This window comes from Ruegeria sp. CJ3 (assembly GCF_056536725.1).
Map to the genome: position 1 here is coordinate 356,999 of NZ_JBQFQE010000003.1, position 17,564 is coordinate 374,562.

At 52.2% G+C, this 17,564-nt stretch carries 18 protein-coding genes and 1 tRNA gene; 11 read left to right on the plus strand and 8 right to left on the minus strand.

Features of this window, described 5'->3' with window-relative positions; all coding sequences use genetic code 11:
- Nucleotides 1-64: 64 nt before the first annotated feature.
- Nucleotides 65-124, minus strand: a tRNA-OTHER gene (locus ACR0J1_RS07520).
- Nucleotides 125-287: 163 nt separating this feature from the next.
- Here ACR0J1_RS07520 and ACR0J1_RS07525 point away from each other — a divergent pair.
- The 5 genes from ACR0J1_RS07525 to ACR0J1_RS07545 all read left to right on the plus strand — a co-directional run bounded on the left by ACR0J1_RS07525 (nucleotide 288) and on the right by ACR0J1_RS07545 (nucleotide 5,795).
- Nucleotides 288-1,463: a tyrosine-type recombinase/integrase gene (locus ACR0J1_RS07525; protein ID WP_480731898.1), complete on the plus strand. Its 1,176-nt coding sequence runs from the start codon at nucleotides 288-290 to the stop codon at nucleotides 1,461-1,463.
- A gap of 340 nt (nucleotides 1,464-1,803) precedes the next feature.
- The gene (locus tag ACR0J1_RS07530) at nucleotides 1,804-2,895 is read left to right on the plus strand and encodes a DUF262 domain-containing protein (protein ID WP_480731900.1); all 1,092 of its coding nucleotides are present in this window, start codon (nucleotides 1,804-1,806) and stop codon (nucleotides 2,893-2,895) included.
- The gene (locus tag ACR0J1_RS07535) at nucleotides 2,892-3,593 is read left to right on the plus strand and encodes an MAE_28990/MAE_18760 family HEPN-like nuclease (protein ID WP_480731902.1); all 702 of its coding nucleotides are present in this window, start codon (nucleotides 2,892-2,894) and stop codon (nucleotides 3,591-3,593) included. The genes ACR0J1_RS07530 and ACR0J1_RS07535 overlap by 4 nt, the downstream gene beginning before the upstream one ends.
- Before the next feature lie 5 nt (nucleotides 3,594-3,598).
- The gene (locus tag ACR0J1_RS07540; protein WP_480731904.1) at nucleotides 3,599-4,675 is read left to right on the plus strand and encodes a DNA cytosine methyltransferase; all 1,077 of its coding nucleotides are present in this window, start codon (nucleotides 3,599-3,601) and stop codon (nucleotides 4,673-4,675) included.
- Nucleotides 4,676-5,606: 931 nt separating this feature from the next.
- On the plus strand, nucleotides 5,607-5,795 hold the full coding sequence (locus ACR0J1_RS07545; protein ID WP_480731907.1) for a hypothetical protein: 189 nt from the start codon (nucleotides 5,607-5,609) through the stop codon (nucleotides 5,793-5,795).
- A gap of 261 nt (nucleotides 5,796-6,056) precedes the next feature.
- Here the strand turns inward: ACR0J1_RS07545 and ACR0J1_RS07550 are convergent, their stop codons facing one another.
- Nucleotides 6,057-7,121, minus strand: coding sequence for a hypothetical protein (locus ACR0J1_RS07550; protein WP_480731909.1), 1,065 nt, complete (start codon nucleotides 7,119-7,121; stop codon nucleotides 6,057-6,059).
- A gap of 196 nt (nucleotides 7,122-7,317) precedes the next feature.
- Here ACR0J1_RS07550 and ACR0J1_RS07555 point away from each other — a divergent pair, with 196 nt between their 5' ends.
- From ACR0J1_RS07555 to ACR0J1_RS07565, 3 genes are read left to right on the plus strand one after another with little or no spacing between them, the layout of a single operon-like run.
- The gene (locus tag ACR0J1_RS07555; protein ID WP_480731911.1) at nucleotides 7,318-7,911 is read left to right on the plus strand and encodes a PepSY domain-containing protein; all 594 of its coding nucleotides are present in this window, start codon (nucleotides 7,318-7,320) and stop codon (nucleotides 7,909-7,911) included.
- A 38-nt stretch (nucleotides 7,912-7,949) separates the two neighbouring features.
- Nucleotides 7,950-8,609, plus strand: a complete 660-nt coding sequence (locus ACR0J1_RS07560; RefSeq protein WP_480731913.1) for a response regulator transcription factor — start codon at nucleotides 7,950-7,952, stop codon at nucleotides 8,607-8,609.
- On the plus strand, nucleotides 8,609-9,937 hold the full coding sequence (locus ACR0J1_RS07565) for a sensor histidine kinase (RefSeq protein WP_480731914.1): 1,329 nt from the start codon (nucleotides 8,609-8,611) through the stop codon (nucleotides 9,935-9,937). Before ACR0J1_RS07560 ends, ACR0J1_RS07565 begins: the two co-directional genes overlap by 1 nt.
- A gap of 364 nt (nucleotides 9,938-10,301) precedes the next feature.
- Here the strand turns inward: ACR0J1_RS07565 and ACR0J1_RS07570 are convergent, their stop codons facing one another.
- The 3 genes from ACR0J1_RS07570 to ACR0J1_RS07580 form a co-directional block, all read right to left on the minus strand.
- Complete coding sequence (locus ACR0J1_RS07570; RefSeq protein WP_480731916.1) at nucleotides 10,302-10,727, minus strand: hypothetical protein; 426 nt, start codon at nucleotides 10,725-10,727, stop codon at nucleotides 10,302-10,304.
- Between the two features lie 241 nt (nucleotides 10,728-10,968).
- Nucleotides 10,969-11,154: a hypothetical protein gene (locus ACR0J1_RS07575; RefSeq protein ID WP_480530063.1), complete on the minus strand. Its 186-nt coding sequence runs from the start codon at nucleotides 11,152-11,154 to the stop codon at nucleotides 10,969-10,971.
- 142 nt (nucleotides 11,155-11,296) lie between these two features.
- The gene (locus tag ACR0J1_RS07580) at nucleotides 11,297-11,941 is read right to left on the minus strand and encodes a hypothetical protein (RefSeq protein ID WP_480734504.1); all 645 of its coding nucleotides are present in this window, start codon (nucleotides 11,939-11,941) and stop codon (nucleotides 11,297-11,299) included.
- Between the two features lie 119 nt (nucleotides 11,942-12,060).
- On the opposite strand from ACR0J1_RS07580, the gene ACR0J1_RS07585 reads away from it, so the two are divergent.
- Nucleotides 12,061-12,267 carry a helix-turn-helix domain-containing protein gene (locus ACR0J1_RS07585; protein WP_480732151.1) on the plus strand — a complete coding sequence of 69 codons (207 nt, stop codon included), beginning with the start codon at nucleotides 12,061-12,063 and terminating at the stop codon, nucleotides 12,265-12,267.
- A gap of 49 nt (nucleotides 12,268-12,316) precedes the next feature.
- Here ACR0J1_RS07585 and ACR0J1_RS07590 read toward each other — a convergent pair whose 3' ends face one another.
- Nucleotides 12,317-13,225, minus strand: coding sequence for an Abi-alpha family protein (locus ACR0J1_RS07590; RefSeq protein WP_480731919.1), 909 nt, complete (start codon nucleotides 13,223-13,225; stop codon nucleotides 12,317-12,319).
- Nucleotides 13,226-13,608: 383 nt separating this feature from the next.
- Between ACR0J1_RS07590 and ACR0J1_RS07595 the strand changes: the two genes are divergently transcribed.
- On the plus strand, nucleotides 13,609-14,670 hold the full coding sequence (locus ACR0J1_RS07595; RefSeq protein WP_480731921.1) for a hypothetical protein: 1,062 nt from the start codon (nucleotides 13,609-13,611) through the stop codon (nucleotides 14,668-14,670).
- A gap of 451 nt (nucleotides 14,671-15,121) precedes the next feature.
- Here the strand turns inward: ACR0J1_RS07595 and ACR0J1_RS07600 are convergent, their stop codons facing one another.
- Nucleotides 15,122-16,165, minus strand: coding sequence for an NAD-dependent epimerase/dehydratase family protein (locus tag ACR0J1_RS07600; RefSeq protein ID WP_480534990.1), 1,044 nt, complete (start codon nucleotides 16,163-16,165; stop codon nucleotides 15,122-15,124).
- Nucleotides 16,166-16,328: 163 nt separating this feature from the next.
- Nucleotides 16,329-16,961 carry a tyrosine-type recombinase/integrase gene (locus tag ACR0J1_RS07605; protein WP_480534992.1) on the minus strand — a complete coding sequence of 211 codons (633 nt, stop codon included), beginning with the start codon at nucleotides 16,959-16,961 and terminating at the stop codon, nucleotides 16,329-16,331.
- Between the two features lie 335 nt (nucleotides 16,962-17,296).
- Between ACR0J1_RS07605 and ACR0J1_RS07610 the strand changes: the two genes are divergently transcribed.
- On the plus strand, nucleotides 17,297-17,503 hold the full coding sequence (locus ACR0J1_RS07610) for a cold-shock protein (protein WP_170328727.1): 207 nt from the start codon (nucleotides 17,297-17,299) through the stop codon (nucleotides 17,501-17,503).
- The last annotated feature ends 61 nt before the right edge of the window (nucleotides 17,504-17,564 follow it).

A 17,564-nucleotide genomic window follows, 5' to 3' on the forward strand; every position in this document is an offset into this window, starting at 1 on the left:
GGCTCCAAAACCGAAGCGATACAGCTTCTATGATCCGCGCAAGTGGTTGCTTGAAGGAAAAAAGTGGTGAGCCGTGCAGGATTCGAACCTGCGACCCACTGATTAAAAGTTAGTTCAAACGGCTTTTCTACGGTTTTCTACGCTGCGCCACGTTGGTTTATAACCAATTGAAATATCTACGTTTTTATTGAGATTCGTCCGCGCCCTCCTCATACTGTTTTTCACAAAGTGCTACGCTCGGTGGTTGCTAGGTGGTTGCCGTGGCTATTTTTGAGGAACGAGAGCCAATGAAATTAACCAAACGACAAATCGAAAACGCCACATGCGATGAGAATAAAGCCAACTATCTTTGGGATGGCAGTTTAACTGGGTTCGGCGTCAAGTTGCTGCCCTCGGGAGCAAAGCGGTACGTCGTCAAATACCGCTCTTACGGTGGTGGGCGCAGCGCCAAACAGCGCTGGGTGACGATTGGTACTCACGGCCAAATCCCGTTTGACCAAGCAAAAGAGCATGCACGTCAAATATTGGCGGCTGTGAAACGTGGTGTTGATCCGCAGGGAGAAAGACTAGCCATACGAGGCGCACCAAAACTTGTGGACGCGTGGGAGAAATTTGAGCACGAGGAACTGGTCAACAAGAAGCCAGCTACCGTCCGAGATTACACATCGTGTTGGGAGCGGCATATTTTCCCAAAGTTGGGCAACACTAAAGCCGTAGATGTTTCGCGTTCGGAAGTTAGCCGGTTACATCAGTCGCTGAGTGACACACCGTACCTAGCAAATCGGACGCTAGCCTTGTTGTCTTCATTGATGAACCGATGCGAAGCGTGGGAATGGCGAGAACAAGGAACCAACCCATGTCGCTACGTTAAGAAATTTGAAGAGCAATCCAGAGAACGGTTCTTGTCCAATCCGGAACTGGAACGGCTCGGGAAAGCACTGCGCGATTTGGTAGACGAAGGCGCAGTTTGGCCGGATGTAGCCAACCTATTCAGGCTGCTATTGCTGACAGGGGCTAGAAGAAACGAAATCGCCACGTGTGAATGGGAATGGATAGATTGGGAACGGCAAGTCATCTTGCTACCGGAGAGTAAGACCGGGGCAAAGCCACTGTTCTTGGGGGATAGCGCACTTCAGGTCCTACAATCACAGAGGGTGACCACCCGCGACCCTGACTCATGTTACGTGTTTCCCGGCAAAAAACAGGATGCACCGCTGGTCAACCTGTCGAAGCCTTGGAAAATGATCTGCAAAGCTGCGGATCTGAAAGACATCAGGATACATGATCTTCGCCATACCGCCGCCAGCATCGCTGTGGGCCAAGGCGTTGCCCTTCCTATTATCGGACGCTTGCTGGGTCATACACAGACTCAAACTACGGCACGATACGCTCATGTTGATAGTGACCCAGCATTGGCTGCGGCAAATGCTATTGGTGACGTTGTCGGCACGTCCATCCGATAGGTACAAAGTTCAGCAACGGTTGGAATTGAGATGGCTGATCACGACTCTAAGTAGGTATTCCGTTAGAACCCGGCAATGACGAAGCGGACATTACGGTTTAGGCTGCCAATGCAAGTAAGCCACCAAGTAGACCTTCGCTGCGATTGCAGCTTCAAGCGTCCCTAACGGCAGATATGTGCAGAAAGCAGACTTGATGTTGTTGCAGCCGGGAGCGAAGTTGGCGCTGGTGTTCGGATAGAATCAACATCTCGAACTCCGGATTTTTCTGTCTTTGGTTGAGTGGTCGGTGGTTTTGCGACAAGGTGCAGAAAGAACAATATTTTTGTTGCAGGACAAACAGATGGCTAAACGACCAACGCCTAGGCCGAGCTTGGATGAGAAAGAGCAGGCAGAAGCGGCGATCGGGAGACTCGAACAAACCGTCAAGTTTCTCGCGACTGACTACACTGTGGAATTCATCGCCAACAAACTCCGCGAAAATGAATACTATGTCCCCGAATACCAACGGGAGCTGGTTTGGAAAAACGAAGTTCAATCGAGATTCATCGAGTCATTGCTGATGGGACTGCCGATCCCCTATTTGTTCCTATGGCAGGCCGACGATGGGCGGCTCGAAATCGTTGATGGATCTCAAAGAATGAGAACCATGCTACGCTTCATTGATGACGAGCTTGTGCTTACAAAGTTGGATTTACTACCGGAATTGAGAGGTTTCCGTTTCTCAGACCTAGAGCGCAGTCGCCAACGAAAGTTCGGCAACCGCAATGTCAGGGGAATTGTCTTAGACAATTCGGTCGAACAAGTAACGAGGACTGAAATGTTCTACCGGATCAACACTGGTGGAACCAAAGCAAATGACGCAGAAGTTCGCCGCGGCTCCTTGCCTGGAGCCTTTACAAATTTGGTAACAGAGTGCGCTAACATGGAGGCCTTCCTCGAGTTGACGCCCATTTCCGCGAGCTTGGTCAAAGCTCGAGAGAGAGAAGAACTGGTTGTTAGGTTCTTTACCTTCCTCGAAAAATTAGAAGTCACGAACGGAGCCATAGATATGCCAGGATGGCAAGATCGCCCCCGTGAGTACTTCTGGGCGTTTGTTGAGGATGCCAATGAAACGGCACAAAATGATCCCGATTTCATTCCGCGTCTGCGCCAAGAGTTTGTGCAGATGACGCAGTTTGTTAGCGGCGCATTCCCATTTGGGTTTAGGAAAACTCAGAATGCAACGCAGGTACCTCGGGTCAGGTTCGAAGCCATTTCAGTTGGTTCTTCTGTGGCGATCCGAGAAAACCCAGCTCTCCTCCAAGCGCCTTTTCCAGCAACCAATTGGACTAACGATGACGAGTTCGCCGCGGTTACCACGTCGGATGCTGCCAACGTAAAATCAAAGCTCATTCGTCGCATTCAATTTGTCAGAGATATCCTTCTTCAATGAGAGATTTCACACGGATTTTAAATGAGAGAGAGGCAGAGGTGTCTGCCCACCTTTCGTTGGTTGCACGCTTAGAAGCTGCTGCGACCGGACGTAGTACCGGCCTAACACCACCGATTGAAACGGAGCCGGTAAACATTCTGAAAAGCGGGTACATCGTTCATTTGTACAATGTCGTCGAAGCGGTGATGACAAAGATCATTGAAGAAGTCGCCGTAGCTGCAAAAGCCCATCCGCCAAAAAACTGGTCTGATGGCCTAATTCGAGAGTGGTCTCGCGGTCGCGTCAACATGAAGCGGGATATCGAAATTCACAAGATAGAAGATCGTGTATTCAATCTTCTAATTGAGACGGCAGACAGAGAGCCCGTTTCCAGAGTCCCGATCGGAAAAGAGTCAGGAAACTGGGCAAACGAGGAAATTTCGAAACTGGCAGAGAAGTTAGGCTGTAGTCTCGCGATCGCAGCTGACATTGATAAGGCGGCTTGTACTTTGCCATTTTCTGACGGCATGGCACCGATGAAATTTCTCCGTCATAAACGCAACATGCTGGCGCATGGAAATGAGTCATTCGCTGACAGCGTAAGTTCGTTCACAACAGCACGCCTGGCAGAGTTGAAGGAACCAGCATTAGACTATATGAAGGCAGTAGCTACGTCATTTGATCAATATCTTGACGACAAGGGCTTCTTGGTGTCTTAGAAGGTATGGTTGCCTCTGACGTAAGAATTCAAGCTGTTGACCTGTTCTGCGGGGTGGGTGGCCTCACCCGTGGACTGTCAGATGCTGGCATAGAAGTTCGCTTGGGCGTTGATATAGATCCAAACTGCAAATTTGCTTACGAGAGCAACAACTCCGCTGAGTTTTTCGAAGCAGACGTTTGCGAATTGAAACCTGAGCGGATCATCAACCACTTCGATGATGGCGCGATTTCCTTGTTGGCTGGCTGCGCTCCATGTCAACCTTTTTCCACGTATTCTAGGAGCCTCAAAGGTCCCAAGAAAGGTGATCGTGCGGGCAGAGGGAAAGCAGACGACTGGAAATTGGTCAGACACTTTGGAGAGTTGGTTCGCGATGTTCAACCCGACTTGGTGACCATGGAAAATGTACCGCCACTCGCTGATCAACCTGTGTTTGGTGAGTTTTTAGCTAGCTTGGACGGCTACTCAGTTGATTATGCCATTGTTGATGGTCGGACAGTTGGCCTGCCGCAGAGTCGGCAACGCCTAGTTCTTGTCGCGTCAAAGTTGGGAGCCATCAAACTTCCTGCGGCTTCAAAACAACAGAAAACTGTTCGAGACACTATATCCAACCTTCCAAAGTTGGCAGCCGGGCAATCCGACCCGAACGACGCCTTGCACTGTGCTAGCAGGCTGAGTGAAACTAACCTAGCTCGCATACGTCACTCAAAACCCGGGGGGACTTGGCGAGATTGGCCATTTGAACTACGAGCTGCGTGCCATAGGAAAGAAACGGGCGCGACCTATCCGTCCGTTTATGGTCGGATGGAGTGGGACAAACCCAGCCCAACCATCACTACCCAGTGCTTTGGATACGGCAATGGCAGGTTCGGGCACCCGGAGCAAGACCGTGCTATATCTTTACGGGAAGCAGCCATGTTGCAAGGCTTTCCCAAGAAATACTCATTTCTCGCACCAGGTCAGAATCCGAATTTTGCGGTTCAAGGCAGATTAATCGGAAATGCGGTTCCTGTGCCTTTGGGCGCATATATTGGCGAAGTTTTCTCGGAACATGCTGGTCTTCATATGGGTTCTGCCGGTTAACGGCTCGTGACTTTGCAAAGTACGCTTCCTGCACTTTTCCCACCTACTGCATGAGCGAAATATTCAACTGCACCGGAAGTCCAGAAAGGGCTCTTACCTCCTATCGATGCCCACCGCAGAGAATGGCAGCAGCGAGCCCATACTTTCCAATGCCGCAATCCAACCGAATGGCTGCAAACAAAGCTTCAAGGCTGTAAACGACAACATCGCTCAGTTCAAAATATCGGCGAATGCCCCTATCAAGTTCAGCACTTCATGCGTCTCACGATTTACTTCGTAAACGTAGTCTCCGGCTCTCACGTAATATCCATTGCGCCGTAGCCCCCAACGACCGGGATCATCAATGCGGACATATCCATCATATATGTAATCGCCACGCCGGTATTTCTTAGCCTGTCCAGGCGGTATGCACGGGACCGCCTTTTTCGCCAAGCCCGGGGGACAATGCCCGGATTTGGATTTCACATGGATCGGCGCGGTAGCGTCGATTCCTCTAATTTGTCCTATGCTCTCACCCCACAAGCTGTGACTTGCGTTTGCAAACGACGCACCTTGCGTGGTCACCACAATCGCCAAAACTCCAACGGCTATTTTCATTCCCTGCGCCTTTCTTGGATTCGCAACCTAGATAAGGCTTTGAACGGGCATTGGCGAGTTCATCGGCGAAGAGTCGCGTTCCACTTCGGAAATGGACCAGCGCTCTCGCAGAAACCGAGTGTGGAGCCTGCTCATCTCAGGCCTCACCTAATGCACCAAGACCGGAACTTCTTCGCCCGCCAAACAGCCCATTCATTCCTTTGTCTTTATTTCGCGAACAACATTAACTGAACGTGAACAATGTATTCTCAAAGTGTTCAACCAAGCTAATGCATAGTGCCCATGTTGGGTCGAACGCGTGGTAAACCGTTTGATCGCTGACAAGGGGAAACGCATGATAAAGTCTGCCTTTGTGACTAAAGAGCCCAGCACAACAGCTGTGATGCAAACCTCCGGCAAAACTGCCGTGGAACGTTTGCCAACCACGACCAAATCGAGCAGTGGTCGCTTCCCTCCTATCGAAAATGCACTGACAGAGATCGTCAAAAACAAGCGGCTTTCCGAGGCACATAACAAGGTCTGAAGGCAGTTCAGCAGACCCCCATACAATTCCCGATATTCGTCCTAGATTTTGGAATTGAAAACTGAACCCCGCTCCGGTTTCGGAGCGGGGTACCTTTCTTGCATACCCTCCGGAAAAATAAGCGTAACCTTTGATCTGAGAAAGCAAATGCGGGCCAGCCGCTTTCCATCCTGTGATGCAACTCGGCTGGCCCTGCTTTCAGTACTTCCGTGAGTAGTCAGCACTGAGGGTTGATTGACGCGAAGAGGCTGTGGTCTTTCGTTACAGTCCCAACAGCGCCTTAACTTCTGCTTCAACGGCATCGGTAACAGGTTTGTTGGCTGCGGCCTCCAAGGCTTCCCGCTCGGTCAATTCCTGTTCTTCAACCAGATCGGCCAGTTCCTGCACTTGTTCAGTCGCTTCTTCGTAGTCGACGGCAGCCTGCCGTTCATCGTTCAGGTCCTGTGCCTCTTCGACCGAACTGTCCAAATCCGCACGCGCTTCTTCCAGCTCTTTCTCGATCTCGGAATCAGTTCCACCGGCCTCTTCGAGTGCTTGTTCAAGGTCTTCGACCTTCTCTTGATTTTCCTGCACATCATCCAATGCAGCTTGCAAATCTTCCTCGATTTCGGGAACAGTCCGCTCAGGCGGCTCCAAGCCAGCAAGCTCTTCCAGCTGTTCAGAAAGTTCCTCGCGCAAGGGTTCTCCGGCCAATACGGTGTCTCGATAACTGGCAATTCGACCCACTCGGGAGTTAGGCGCTGCGTTCTCCAGTGCAGTTACGCTGGCATTCGCCGCATTGAGCGCGCCCAGTTCAGATGGGTGGGCACCAAGAAGTGTGGCCATCTTGTTGCCTTTAGTTCGAACGGCAGGGCGAATAGATTCTTCGACAATTACGGATTTCGAAGGTTTTTTGTACGTCTTAGGCTTTTGCTGGCCACCGCTGGTGGCCGAGCCTTTCTTGGAGGCGGCACCTGCCTTTGATTTGCCATTGCCGCTAAAGATGTCCTTCAGAGAAAAACGACTGCCCTTGCCAGAAGCAGAGCGTGTAGGTTTCGACTTCGAGTTACCGAAAGAGGATTTCCCGGCACTTCGGTTGGCACGGCTTTTGTCGGCTCCTTTCTTTCCACCTTTGTTACCGGCGGAACTGTGGTCACTACGGTCTCCTTTACCACCACCATTGCCTTTATCGCCGCCTTTGCCGTTACCTCCACCGTTGCCATTGCCTTTACCTTCCTTTGCAAAGGCAACATCTGGCACGGCAACTGTGGCTACAATGGCTGTTGATCCCAGCAACGCGATTGCCAGAGTCGATGCTCGTAGCATTCTCAAACTAGTGGTTTTCATATCAACTTCCTCGGAAATCAGCAGACATTAGTTTTTTTGAACCGACTCGCTGTGTTCTATCGTCTCGCTTCACGCACGAATCTTCAAAGCTCCTGGCCATTTAACTTGAGGATGCTTGAACGCAGGGCTAACTGCTTGTTCATCATCGGTTCATGTCGAAGAACGTAGTCTCTAGCCGCAAAACGCGAGGATTTTCATGCGTGCGAAGGTGATCTTGGTTGCTGCAAGCTTGCTTGTTGCCTTGCCCATCGGGCAAGCGGCTGCCCAGACACGCGAACTCAAACAAGGCGAGCTGCGCAAGGCTACCTTGAATGGTGACACACTCCGTTTGAAACGGGTTATCAAAGGGGTCGAGAAAGCCTATGGCGGCACCCCCGTCGATGCGCGCGCGTTTCAAGCCGATCAGATATACTATCGCATCCTTGTCAAAAAGCCTGATGGAAAAATTGTCAGCGTCATAGTGAATGCCCAGACCGGTACGGTGGTGTCCAATCGGTCCAGTGTCGGCCGACAAATATCGAAAGCCGCACGTTCGGCCCCTGCCAACGCCAACAACAGTCGCAATTCCAACGGCAACCGTGGTGCCTCTGCGAACCGTGGAAACAGCGGCAATGGCAACGGTGGTGGGAACGGCAACGGCGGCGGTAACGGCAACGGTGGCGGTAACGGCAATGGTGGCGGGAATGGCAACGGTGGCGGGAACGGCAACGGTGGCGGCAACGGCAACGGTGGCGGGAACAGCGGTGGTGGCAATTCTGGCGGGAACGGCAATGGCAACAGTAAAAAATAAGGCTTAAACCAAAGCCGTTGTGATTGTAGCTTTTGAATATGAGAGTACTTCTGGCCGAAGATGAGCCGCAGCTAAGCGAGCAGATTAAGAGACTTCTAAGTGCAGAAGGTCGCGTGGTCGATGTGGCCAACAATGGAACCGATGCCCTGCACTTGGGTGCGACCGAACCTTACGACATGATCATCCTCGACATAGGGCTGCCAGAACGCGACGGTATTTCTGTCCTGCGTGAATGGCGAAATGCGGGTGTTACGACGCCAGTGTTGATCCTGACGGCACGCGATGGGTGGAGCGAGCGCGTGGACGGCCTTGATGCAGGCGCCGATGACTACATGACCAAGCCGTTTCACATGCCCGAATTGGCTGCACGTGTCCGCGCCATCCTGCGCCGACAAAGTGGTCAGTTGAATCCCGTGATCGAAATGGGGGATGTCTCGCTCGATACGCGAAACGGGCGGGTCAGCGTCGGCGGAATTCCTGTCGATCTGACCGCGCAAGAGATCGCCGTGCTGACCTATCTTGCGCACAACATGGGGCGCATGGTTTCACGCACCGAATTGTCAGAACATATTTACGAATACGATGGTGATCGGGACTCGAACACCATCGCCGTTTTCATAACCCGGCTGCGCAAGAAACTGGGCTCTGAGCTTATCACAACGGTCAGAGGGCGCGGCTATATGATCGATACGGCCTGATGTTATCGCTGCGCCAGCGCGCTTTGATTGGCGGCCTCGCGACAGGTGCGCTTTCCGTCGGCGTCGGAACGCTGGTTGTGTTTTCATACATCAATACCCGTGTGCTTGAGCAGTTCGATGAGACACTGCGCGACAGGCACACACAACTCGTTGTCGGGCTGAGTGCGACGACGGACAGCCCCGAGGCGTTGCGTGATCTCATGTTCGATCCTGCCTATGGAACGCCGTACTCAGGCAGATATTGGCAAGTGACAGACGGTAGCGGCGCCACATTTACATCTGCCTCACTCTTTGACGAAACAATTTCCGAACCTGCACGTGTGAGGGAAGAGGCCGTCATCTGGAACACTTCTGGCCCGGATAATGAGGCGGTTCGCAGTGTCTATCAGAAAATCACTTTCGAGGACGGGACCCAATGGGGCGTGACGGTCGCTGAAAGCAGACGAGAGTTGATCGGCGAACGCAGGGCCGCACAGAACAACTTGCTTCCGGTGTTTGGGTTGGTCGGCTTGATCGGAGCTGCCGGTTCACTGTTGTTGATGTCAGCAATCATCGCCCCCCTCAGGAAGCTGCGTGCGGATGTAGCACATCGTTGGGATAAAGGAGACGATTTGATCCCAGCAGATTACCCAGAAGAGGTTTCTCCGCTTGTTGAGGACCTCAATAAGTTGCTGCACAGAAACCGTGAAATTGTGTCTGGTTCCCGACGACAAGCGGCGGATCTGGCACATGCGCTCAAAACGCCGACAGCAATACTTCGAAACGAACTGACAAGCTTATCGGACTCAGGCGCAGATACCGAACCTGCAGATGACGCGTTAGACAGAATTGACGCACAGTTGAAGCGTTCTCTTGCGCGTATGCGTGCGTCAAACACCGCTGAACTTACGCAGTCACGAACTGATCTTTCAGATTCGGTGGCCAGACTATCCAGATTGTTCTCGGTCATGGCAGAGCGCGAAGGAAGATCACTGGCGACAGACTGCGAGGATGGGCTTCAGGTCCGAATGGATACTCAGGACATCGAAGAGGTGATTGGAAACCTTCTCGACAACGCACTTAAGTGGTCTCGATCAACAATTCGCATCGCCGCAAAACGTGTTCAGGGCGGCATTGAGATTTGCATTGAGGATGACGGACCCGGAATTCCGGAAGACGCGCGTGAAGGGGTAATTCGATCCGGGGGTCGGCTGGATACCTCTGTCAGCGGCACGGGATTGGGTCTGGCCATCTCTGTTGATCTGATGAACGCCTACGGCGGCACACTGAAACTGGAAACTTCAGAGAACCTTGGCGGCTTGGCCTGCCGCATACTGATATCAAACTAAGAGTGGCTGCATCTGGTTGGAAGCGGTCGTTGATTGCAAGCAATTGAAGCGCGGCATTGTCCGCTCTCTCGCCTTTCCAGTCTGCGAAAGCCAACGACCGGTTTTTCTGCGTTCACGACATGCTGCGCTAGCAAAATCAGTGGTGCTAGCGGAGGTCTGGAAACGGCTCTTATGTCCAATTGAGATGACGAGAGCGCGGCGCTGACGCACAAACTTAATGGCAATGCTGCAATGCTATGCGAAATTGCTGAACGGCCATGCTCTGCGCTTTAGAATGCCGCTCAGCACTTACTCCCTGCTAACAATGACTTAGCACTTTTGCTGCCGTGTATTTGTGCGAAAGGTTTTGAGGCCACGCGGGGCGTCAAAACAACAGTTCTTGAAACTCCAGCCATGCTTGCCCGTCGTTGTATGACTTCGAGTATTCGACCCGGCTGTTGTGGTTGGTCGTCCAAGTAGCCCGACCAATACAAGTGACTTCTCGGGATGACTGAGATTCCGTCGATATGTTCACCAGGTCTCGCATGGCAACGCCATTGTTTTGCGCGGCCTGATCTTTTGACAATGCTATGATCTCGTCTTGAATGCTCTCGCAGTCCAGATTGCCGACCTCAATATCCATCTGCCGCAAGAGATTGGTCACCATTTCCACTGGATTTGGCGGTTCACCCTGAGATAGCCAGTTCAGCCCATAGGTTAAAACAAAGCTAGTCGCCACGAAACCGACCACCACTTTCACAAACCCAAAGGCGCTGCTTGAAGTGGGTCCGTGATCATCCTCAAACTGCAATGGGGCTCCACAATGAGGGCAAGATGCAGCGCGGTCTGAAATTTCAGCTTCGCATTCGTAACAGGTTGTTAAGGCCATTTTTCACTACTCGTTTTGTATGTCGGAATTGTTTGTTGGTTCGAGCCAAAGGCCTCTGCGGCAATCTTGGGGCGCACTGTGAGCGGAGCGCTGCGCTTGAATGTGGATCTACCTCGACCACCATGCAGGCTCGTGCTCGACCTTCTCGCTCGTCGGTCAATGGCTACTTGGCGGACAAAATCATCGCCATGCCGATCAGTGGGACGAGCATGAATTGGATTGAGCAAATTATGCGGAACCATCCGCTGATCTTGTAACCATTGGTCTGCAAGCGCATCCCACTGCGGAACATCCATTGCCCAAGATAGAAACAGACCGACATTGCGATCGCACCGATCAAGAATTTCATTCTAACCTCTACTTCTTAGTTGTCTAAAACATGGCCTGGCCGGGAGCGCCGCCGCCAAAATCGGTCCCGTTTTGTCACTCAGGTCTATGACTCGTTTTCGTGCCTGGGTTTCGAACCGGAACGACTGCATGCCCTTCGGGCCTCATTGCAGCATGAATGCGCAGGAGTGCGATATGTCGGGGTAGAGCGAGCTAGACCCACGTTTTTGCCCGGTCTGCAATCCAAAGTTGATCATCTGATCCATACACGGAACAAGCTGCTCCGCTATTTGCCTAAGCTGGCCAGATTGCAGCATCGCTGTCAGCTGGGCATCTGAATGGATGAGCGCAGAATAGTAATTTCCTGCCGTCGATAGTTTGGTCGCATGTGTTGCGCTTTGCCAATCGGAAAACCGTGCTTCGAAAGGAAGCGGGTTCAGAACCCAGCTTGTGAAATCATCACAGTCGGCACACTCATTGGCTTCCCCAAAGATTAGCCCTTGCGCCGCCCCAGCAATGAGGAAGTCGAGAAAGTGCTGTGCATCAGCTTCTGTTTCTATCGATAGCCCGGTGCCAATTTCGTTCAGCATAAAGAGCGCCGCCAATAGTGCTTGCTCGGTTCCAGCGCCCCAAAGACCGTCAATTTTCTGCAGGTACAAATTTTCCTGTTGAAGTTCGGCTTGCGCCTGTTGGCGTGAAGTATCGTCGAGCCCACGGAATGCAGCTTCAAGGTTGTGACGCTCGGTCGCTGTCTGGGCACAAGCAATGCTGCCAAGAGAAAACCAAAAGAACGTAAGTATAATTCTCAACAAGTTAGTCAGCCTTATTCCAAAATGGGATTATTCTAACTTGGGATTATCAGGTCGCAAACGACTGATCAATACGGCACCTGACATTGAAATCCCTCAGAACCAGAGAGCATCAGATTTTGATAGCTGGCCTCAAGGAAGCCAGAGTCCAAGCGGGCTTGACGCAAGCTGCGCTTGCTAAACGTTTGGGCACGGTTCAGTCGTTCGTCGCTAAGTCTGAAACCGGTGAAAGACGGATGGATGTAGTCGAGTTTGCCAGATGGGCTGATGCAACAACGGGCGCGGAGGCTTTCTGCAAACTGCTCACCAAAATGATTGAGCGGTGACAAGCAACATACGCAAAGCCGTTAAGTTTGCCCGACCATTGCGGGGTATCTAGCGGTATTCTCGTTCAGACGATGACGGCGTGACGGCTAGAAGAAACTCAATACCCATCAAGCTTGGCGCTAGTAACCTCACCTCCACCTCGGGCTCAAAAGGGTTAACTCCAAGGGGTTTCGGGATGGTAAACTCAAAATGGTCAAATATTCCAATAGCCTGTAAATCGTGTGCTATGTGAAGTTCGCTGTTGTCACTGTAGCTCTCGGCTACCGGCGATCCATATCCACCGCTGTCAATTTGATGAGCAACTGATTTCCGAAGTGTCACTTTCAAAGGAAATCCGCCAAGGTCGCGCAGTTTGTGAGAAATATCTTCTGCAATTTTCGACCACTGTTCTCGGTCAGGTTGAACGACTGGAATATTTGGAACTTTTACATCGATTAGAGAAAGATAACTCTTATGTGGCATCGGATGCCTCGCACCGACCCCCGCGATTTCCTGAAGCAGCGTCGTGTCTGGGCTTCGCTCAGACCACACGGTCTTTTGCCATAGTTCATCAAGAACAAGCGCTTCTGTATGACCGATGCGAGATAAAAACCCTGCAAATATGACGTCTCGGGCTCGAAACTGCTGTGAGCTGTTGAGCAACAGCCTCGCCCACTTGTCGCGCAGTAGCTCATCGTCTTCCAAAGCTACATGCTTAGTCCATTCCGCGATTAACTTTGGCGGCTTTGGCGTGATAGGGATGCTTTCCTGCTCAGCAATTTCCTTTGACCGTCTGAGCGTTTCGGCGATGTACAGCATGCTTCGCCGCTCTGCCCAGAGGTTGATACCATTTCCTACCTGTCGGAAAGAGGATGTGAACGGAGAAACGAGATCCAGCACGGCTTCAACTACCTTCGCTGGTACGTTCAGACCCTTGTTTTCATCATTCCACTCTATTTTGAAGTTGTCGTTGGTCACTAGTTCGGGCTCGTATCAAGGTTTCATCTTCGTACAGAGGATTACGAAGGTCTTTATCCGCAAATTTTCAATATGCTCAGCCAATTTAAGCACAGATACCTGAAAGCAAATGGCACCTATTGACCGAGTCAGTCTAGGAAATTCTTTTGAATGGTCGTGCCTTAACCGCAGCCAGTGAACAACAAATGCGGACATGGTCCATGTGGGGCTAGAACGACCGCCTTCGGGATTAAAGCTACCGTTGATACGCAAAATACCAACGTCCACTTGCTATCGATTTCCGTAGTTATGCCATAGTTCAACTGTATTCGACCGCTATGCGGACGTTTTTGACAACACTCTTCTTCTTGCTCTGTATGATGAGTACGCTTTCGGTCGCGGTAATGTTCATTTCTCCGTTTCAAAGTCAGGACTTGTTTCTTGCAGTTGTGATGGCAGGACTCACGGTCGCTCTGTATACCGCCCGCTATGCGTATCTGGTCCGATTTGGACGACTGGGGCTATTAAAGCCAACGCTATTTTGGAAGCCTCTCAAGCCAGAGGTCAGAAAACTGGCCGTGGGTGCATCGGCCGCTGGACTAGCCATGACTGCGATCAGTCACAGGTCGAACCTCTGGTCAGATGGAGTTGATGCCATCACGACGAAAGAAATGATTAAAATCAAAGAGCTTGGCTTTGGTAGAAAATCTCGGTCAGATGACGAATTGCGCTCAGAAAACCAACTGCGTCGCTTTATGGATATCGGAAAACAAGACCGCCACTCACCTCCAAACCAAGAACTTAAGAACGTCCGGCGTAAAGATGTATTCTTGCGGATGCGCAAAATTGTTGATGATTGGTATGCCGAGCGTGCTGATAGAAATCAGGCCTATCAGGATTGGTTGGCTGAAGTTGGGGAGACGGATCAAACTCATATGCTGAACGATGGCTGGATTCCCTTCCTAGAAAGTCTGCCTGGTCCGGACATTAATCTTTGGCACGGGGTCGCTACTGACTTTCACGACTTATATGGTGACCGCTTGGATGCAGCATTCTGGATTGTTCAACAAGACGTATGCGACAAGGCGACTGTGTCAGATTTCATTTCGGGATATCTGTATTTCCATCTCAGTGCGGACTACTCAGACATTACAGTGCGTGACGAACGACTTGAGCTCTTCTTGTCAGTTATCGATGCGTATAATGCGGGGATGTATAAAGCGCATTCCATCACAGCTGGAACATTTGTCGGGGTCGACTTAGATGACATCGCCGCAGCCGAAATTTTGACTAAATATGAGGGTGCACAGGGTTTGACCAACCTGCCACGCCCAAAAGGATTGATGAACGGAACGATTCCGCCCCGCGACTCCAACGCCCGCAGCTACGCTTCACCCTATGCGTTTTGGGACGATGCCGGGCTACACCTCCGATATCCGGGGCCAGACTGGCGCAATTTCGCTTGACGCCTCGATGGAAAGGCCTGTCTTCCGAACCCAATTGGTGAACACAATCCTTGAATGGAGACAAACGCGCGACGTACAGCATCTGTCACTTTGGGCTCTTCAAGTTTCTTCGCCACTCGAAGCTCGAACACCCGTTTTCGGAGATCGCGGCCATTCGCACTGCACTCGGCGAACTAGCAAGGAGCGGACGAACCCGCCTTTTGTTCGCGCGGCTATTGCTGACGCAGCATTTGTTCGCAGGCGCGGCGCGCCTGTCGTTGCGGCGCGGCAAAAATCTCCGATCCGGTCATTCGCGGGTGTCAATTCCGCTCGAACCGAGATCGACCTTTCACCGCGACCTAGTCAGACCATCGAGGTGCGGACGAACCGGACTCTCGCTGCGGGTGAACGAGCTTCAGCTCTAGGCATTTCGGCGTAGGAAGTAACCTCACCGCGATTTCGAGACCGCAGCTTAGGATACTACATTCAAAAGCTGTTTTTCTTGCTCGGCGCTCAGCCCGCAAATCAGAGCCTTCCCACGCCTTGTGCGATCCCATCTCAGGAGGGGTTCGAGTGTTTCCCGCAGGGGCCGGGATTTGAGACCTGCATTTCTGGCGCGACCGGCATCCACTTCGAGAAAATGGCGGAAAGCAGGTGCCTCGGGAGCCATAAGAGGCACATCTGTCCAAGGCTCGGCGCCTGCTTCCAAGAAAACATTGGCAGAAACCCAGTGAATTTCACCCGCTGATGCTGTGGTTTCATGAATCTCGTTGAGTAGATCCTGCATCGCCATGACATCGCCGTTCACATTCCAGATGCCGCCGAGGTCGTCTTCGGCACAGAGCACTGCGAACCTTGCTGCGTCACGCACATCAAGCACCTGAACAGGGCGGTCAGTAGGCAGCGGTGCAAACACTGTTGGGCTTTTTGAGCGCCCGGCTTCATCAATTCGCCGAACCCACCAAGTAAGTCGGTCGGTATAGTCTCCTGTGCCGACGATTAAACCTATCCGCAGCGCAGTTGCTCTGTCTCCAAGTTTCTGTTCTGCAACCATCTCGCAAGCGCGTTTCAGCGGGCCATACGATGGTCCGTAGGCAGCAGCAGACCCACGGTCTTCAAGCAGCACTGTGTCTGCCCGTTCGAAATCAACTTGGGTCGCCTCTGGCACTTCAGCGGCTTCAGTCAGTCCGGGTTTGTCGTAACAACCATATGTCGAAAGTGATGAAGCGAGAACGTAACGCTTGGGCTCATTGTCCAGTGCATCCAGCAAAGCTGACACCGCATCTGGCGTGAATGCACAGGTATCGAAGACCCAGTCGAAATGTCGCCCCTTAAGCGCGCTCAAGCTTCCATGGCGATCAGCACTAATGACTTCAACACCTTCCGAAAGTGTTCGCGCGGTAACACCCCTAGAAAGCACAGCGACCCGATGACCACTCTCAACAAGCGCGTCAACAATCGCACCGCCAAGGAAACCCGTTCCACCAACCACAAGTCTTTGAGCATCGCTTTGCACCACCAATCTCCCGAAAGTCTATTGAGCGATCAATCGCACCATATGAGACATTCGCTGCGCCGCCAACGCCGGGTGACTATGGGCTCGATCCGAACCACTACTGCGGATGGGCTGTAGGTCCGATCTGGATTGGCGAACGGCATGTGCCGCCCGCCAACATAATTCAGATGTCGATTTGTTCGGCGATACTCAGGGCGTCTTCAAGTTCGACGCCAAGGTATCGGACAGTGCTGTCGACCTTTGTGTGTCCAAGCAGCAATTGAACCGCTCTGAGATTTCCCGTTTTCCGGTAAATTTCTGCCGCCTTGGTCCGGCGCAGCGAATGGGTGCCGTATCCGCTCGATTCCAGCCCAATCGCGGTCACCCAATCCCGCACAAGTCGGCCATACTGGCGGGTCGAGATATGCGGGCGGTCATGAAACCGGCTCGGAAACATGAAACGGCAGCCCATCATTTCCGGCGATTTGATCCACGCCGCAATCGTATCACGCGTGTTTTCGGAGAGCTCGAACTGAACGGGCCGGTTGGTTTTGCTCTGGATTACGGACACCCTCTCGCGAACGCGATCATCCCTCACCAAATCGATGACGGCCAGTTTCACCAAATCGCATCCACGAAGCTTGCTATCAATCGCCACGTTGAACAATGCGAGATCGCGCAGGTTGCCCGCCAGTTCGAGCCGCGCGCGGATCGCCCAGACCTGTTTCGGCAACAGCGGTCGTTTCTGGCCGATGATCCGGCCCTTGTTCCAGGCTCTTCGTTTCGAGGTGATAGCGGGAAGTTGGACTCTTGGCATAGTGGTCCCTCCAATCCTCCCGCCAGGCCCAGACATCAGCACCGCGCCGACGCCTGAATTTTACCATCGGTTTGAATGGCCGTTGTCCGATTGCCTTTTTTGTTGAGAAACGCCGCGAGCATTGGGCCGGTCTGAGCCCAAACTGGGATATGCAGACTCAGATCATCATCGTATCAAAGCTTGTATCGTGCGTACTCGAAGTCCATATACGTGAGGCTTACGTTTTTCTTTTTCGACCTGCTGTCTCCTCAATTCGGCGTTCAGTCTTTCGATTCAGACCGACCACGCCGAGTCGCCGCAATGATGCGGGCGGCAAGTATTTGGAGACTTCCACCATGGCAAATGGCACAGTAAAATGGTTCAACTCAACCAAAGGTTTTGGCTTTATTGAGCCTGAAGATGGTAAGCGCGACGTGTTCGTGCATATCTCAGCAGTTGAGCGTTCCGGCCTAAGCGAATTGAAGGATGGCCAAAAGGTCACTTTCGACGTCGAAGCTGGCCGTGACGGACGCGAAAGCGCCGCCAACCTGGCACTCGCCTAACCTTTCACGGGCACCCCATAAGGGTGCCCGTTTGAACAATGGGCGACAATAAGCCGTCGGA

Excerpts from the sequence above, each read along its gene's own strand:
- ACR0J1_RS07595 (WP_480731921.1), top strand. The coding sequence starts at position 13,609 with ATGTTCATTTCTCCGTTTCAAAGTCAGGACTTGTTTCTTGCAGTTGTG.
- ACR0J1_RS07540 (WP_480731904.1), top strand. The coding sequence starts at position 3,599 with ATGGTTGCCTCTGACGTAAGAATTCAAGCTGTTGACCTGTTCTGCGGG.
- ACR0J1_RS07610 (WP_170328727.1), top strand. The coding sequence starts at position 17,297 with ATGGCAAATGGCACAGTAAAATGGTTCAACTCAACCAAAGGTTTTGGC.
- ACR0J1_RS07555 (WP_480731911.1), top strand. The coding sequence starts at position 7,318 with ATGCGTGCGAAGGTGATCTTGGTTGCTGCAAGCTTGCTTGTTGCCTTG.
- ACR0J1_RS07560 (WP_480731913.1), top strand. The coding sequence starts at position 7,950 with ATGAGAGTACTTCTGGCCGAAGATGAGCCGCAGCTAAGCGAGCAGATT.
- ACR0J1_RS07575 (WP_480530063.1), bottom strand. The coding sequence starts at position 11,154 with ATGAAATTCTTGATCGGTGCGATCGCAATGTCGGTCTGTTTCTATCTT.
- ACR0J1_RS07565 (WP_480731914.1), top strand. The coding sequence starts at position 8,609 with ATGTTATCGCTGCGCCAGCGCGCTTTGATTGGCGGCCTCGCGACAGGT.
- ACR0J1_RS07545 (WP_480731907.1), top strand. The coding sequence starts at position 5,607 with ATGATAAAGTCTGCCTTTGTGACTAAAGAGCCCAGCACAACAGCTGTG.
- ACR0J1_RS07530 (WP_480731900.1), top strand. The coding sequence starts at position 1,804 with ATGGCTAAACGACCAACGCCTAGGCCGAGCTTGGATGAGAAAGAGCAG.
- ACR0J1_RS07525 (WP_480731898.1), top strand. The coding sequence starts at position 288 with ATGAAATTAACCAAACGACAAATCGAAAACGCCACATGCGATGAGAAT.
- ACR0J1_RS07605 (WP_480534992.1), bottom strand. The coding sequence starts at position 16,961 with ATGCCAAGAGTCCAACTTCCCGCTATCACCTCGAAACGAAGAGCCTGG.
- ACR0J1_RS07550 (WP_480731909.1), bottom strand. The coding sequence starts at position 7,121 with ATGAAAACCACTAGTTTGAGAATGCTACGAGCATCGACTCTGGCAATC.
- ACR0J1_RS07535 (WP_480731902.1), top strand. The coding sequence starts at position 2,892 with ATGAGAGATTTCACACGGATTTTAAATGAGAGAGAGGCAGAGGTGTCT.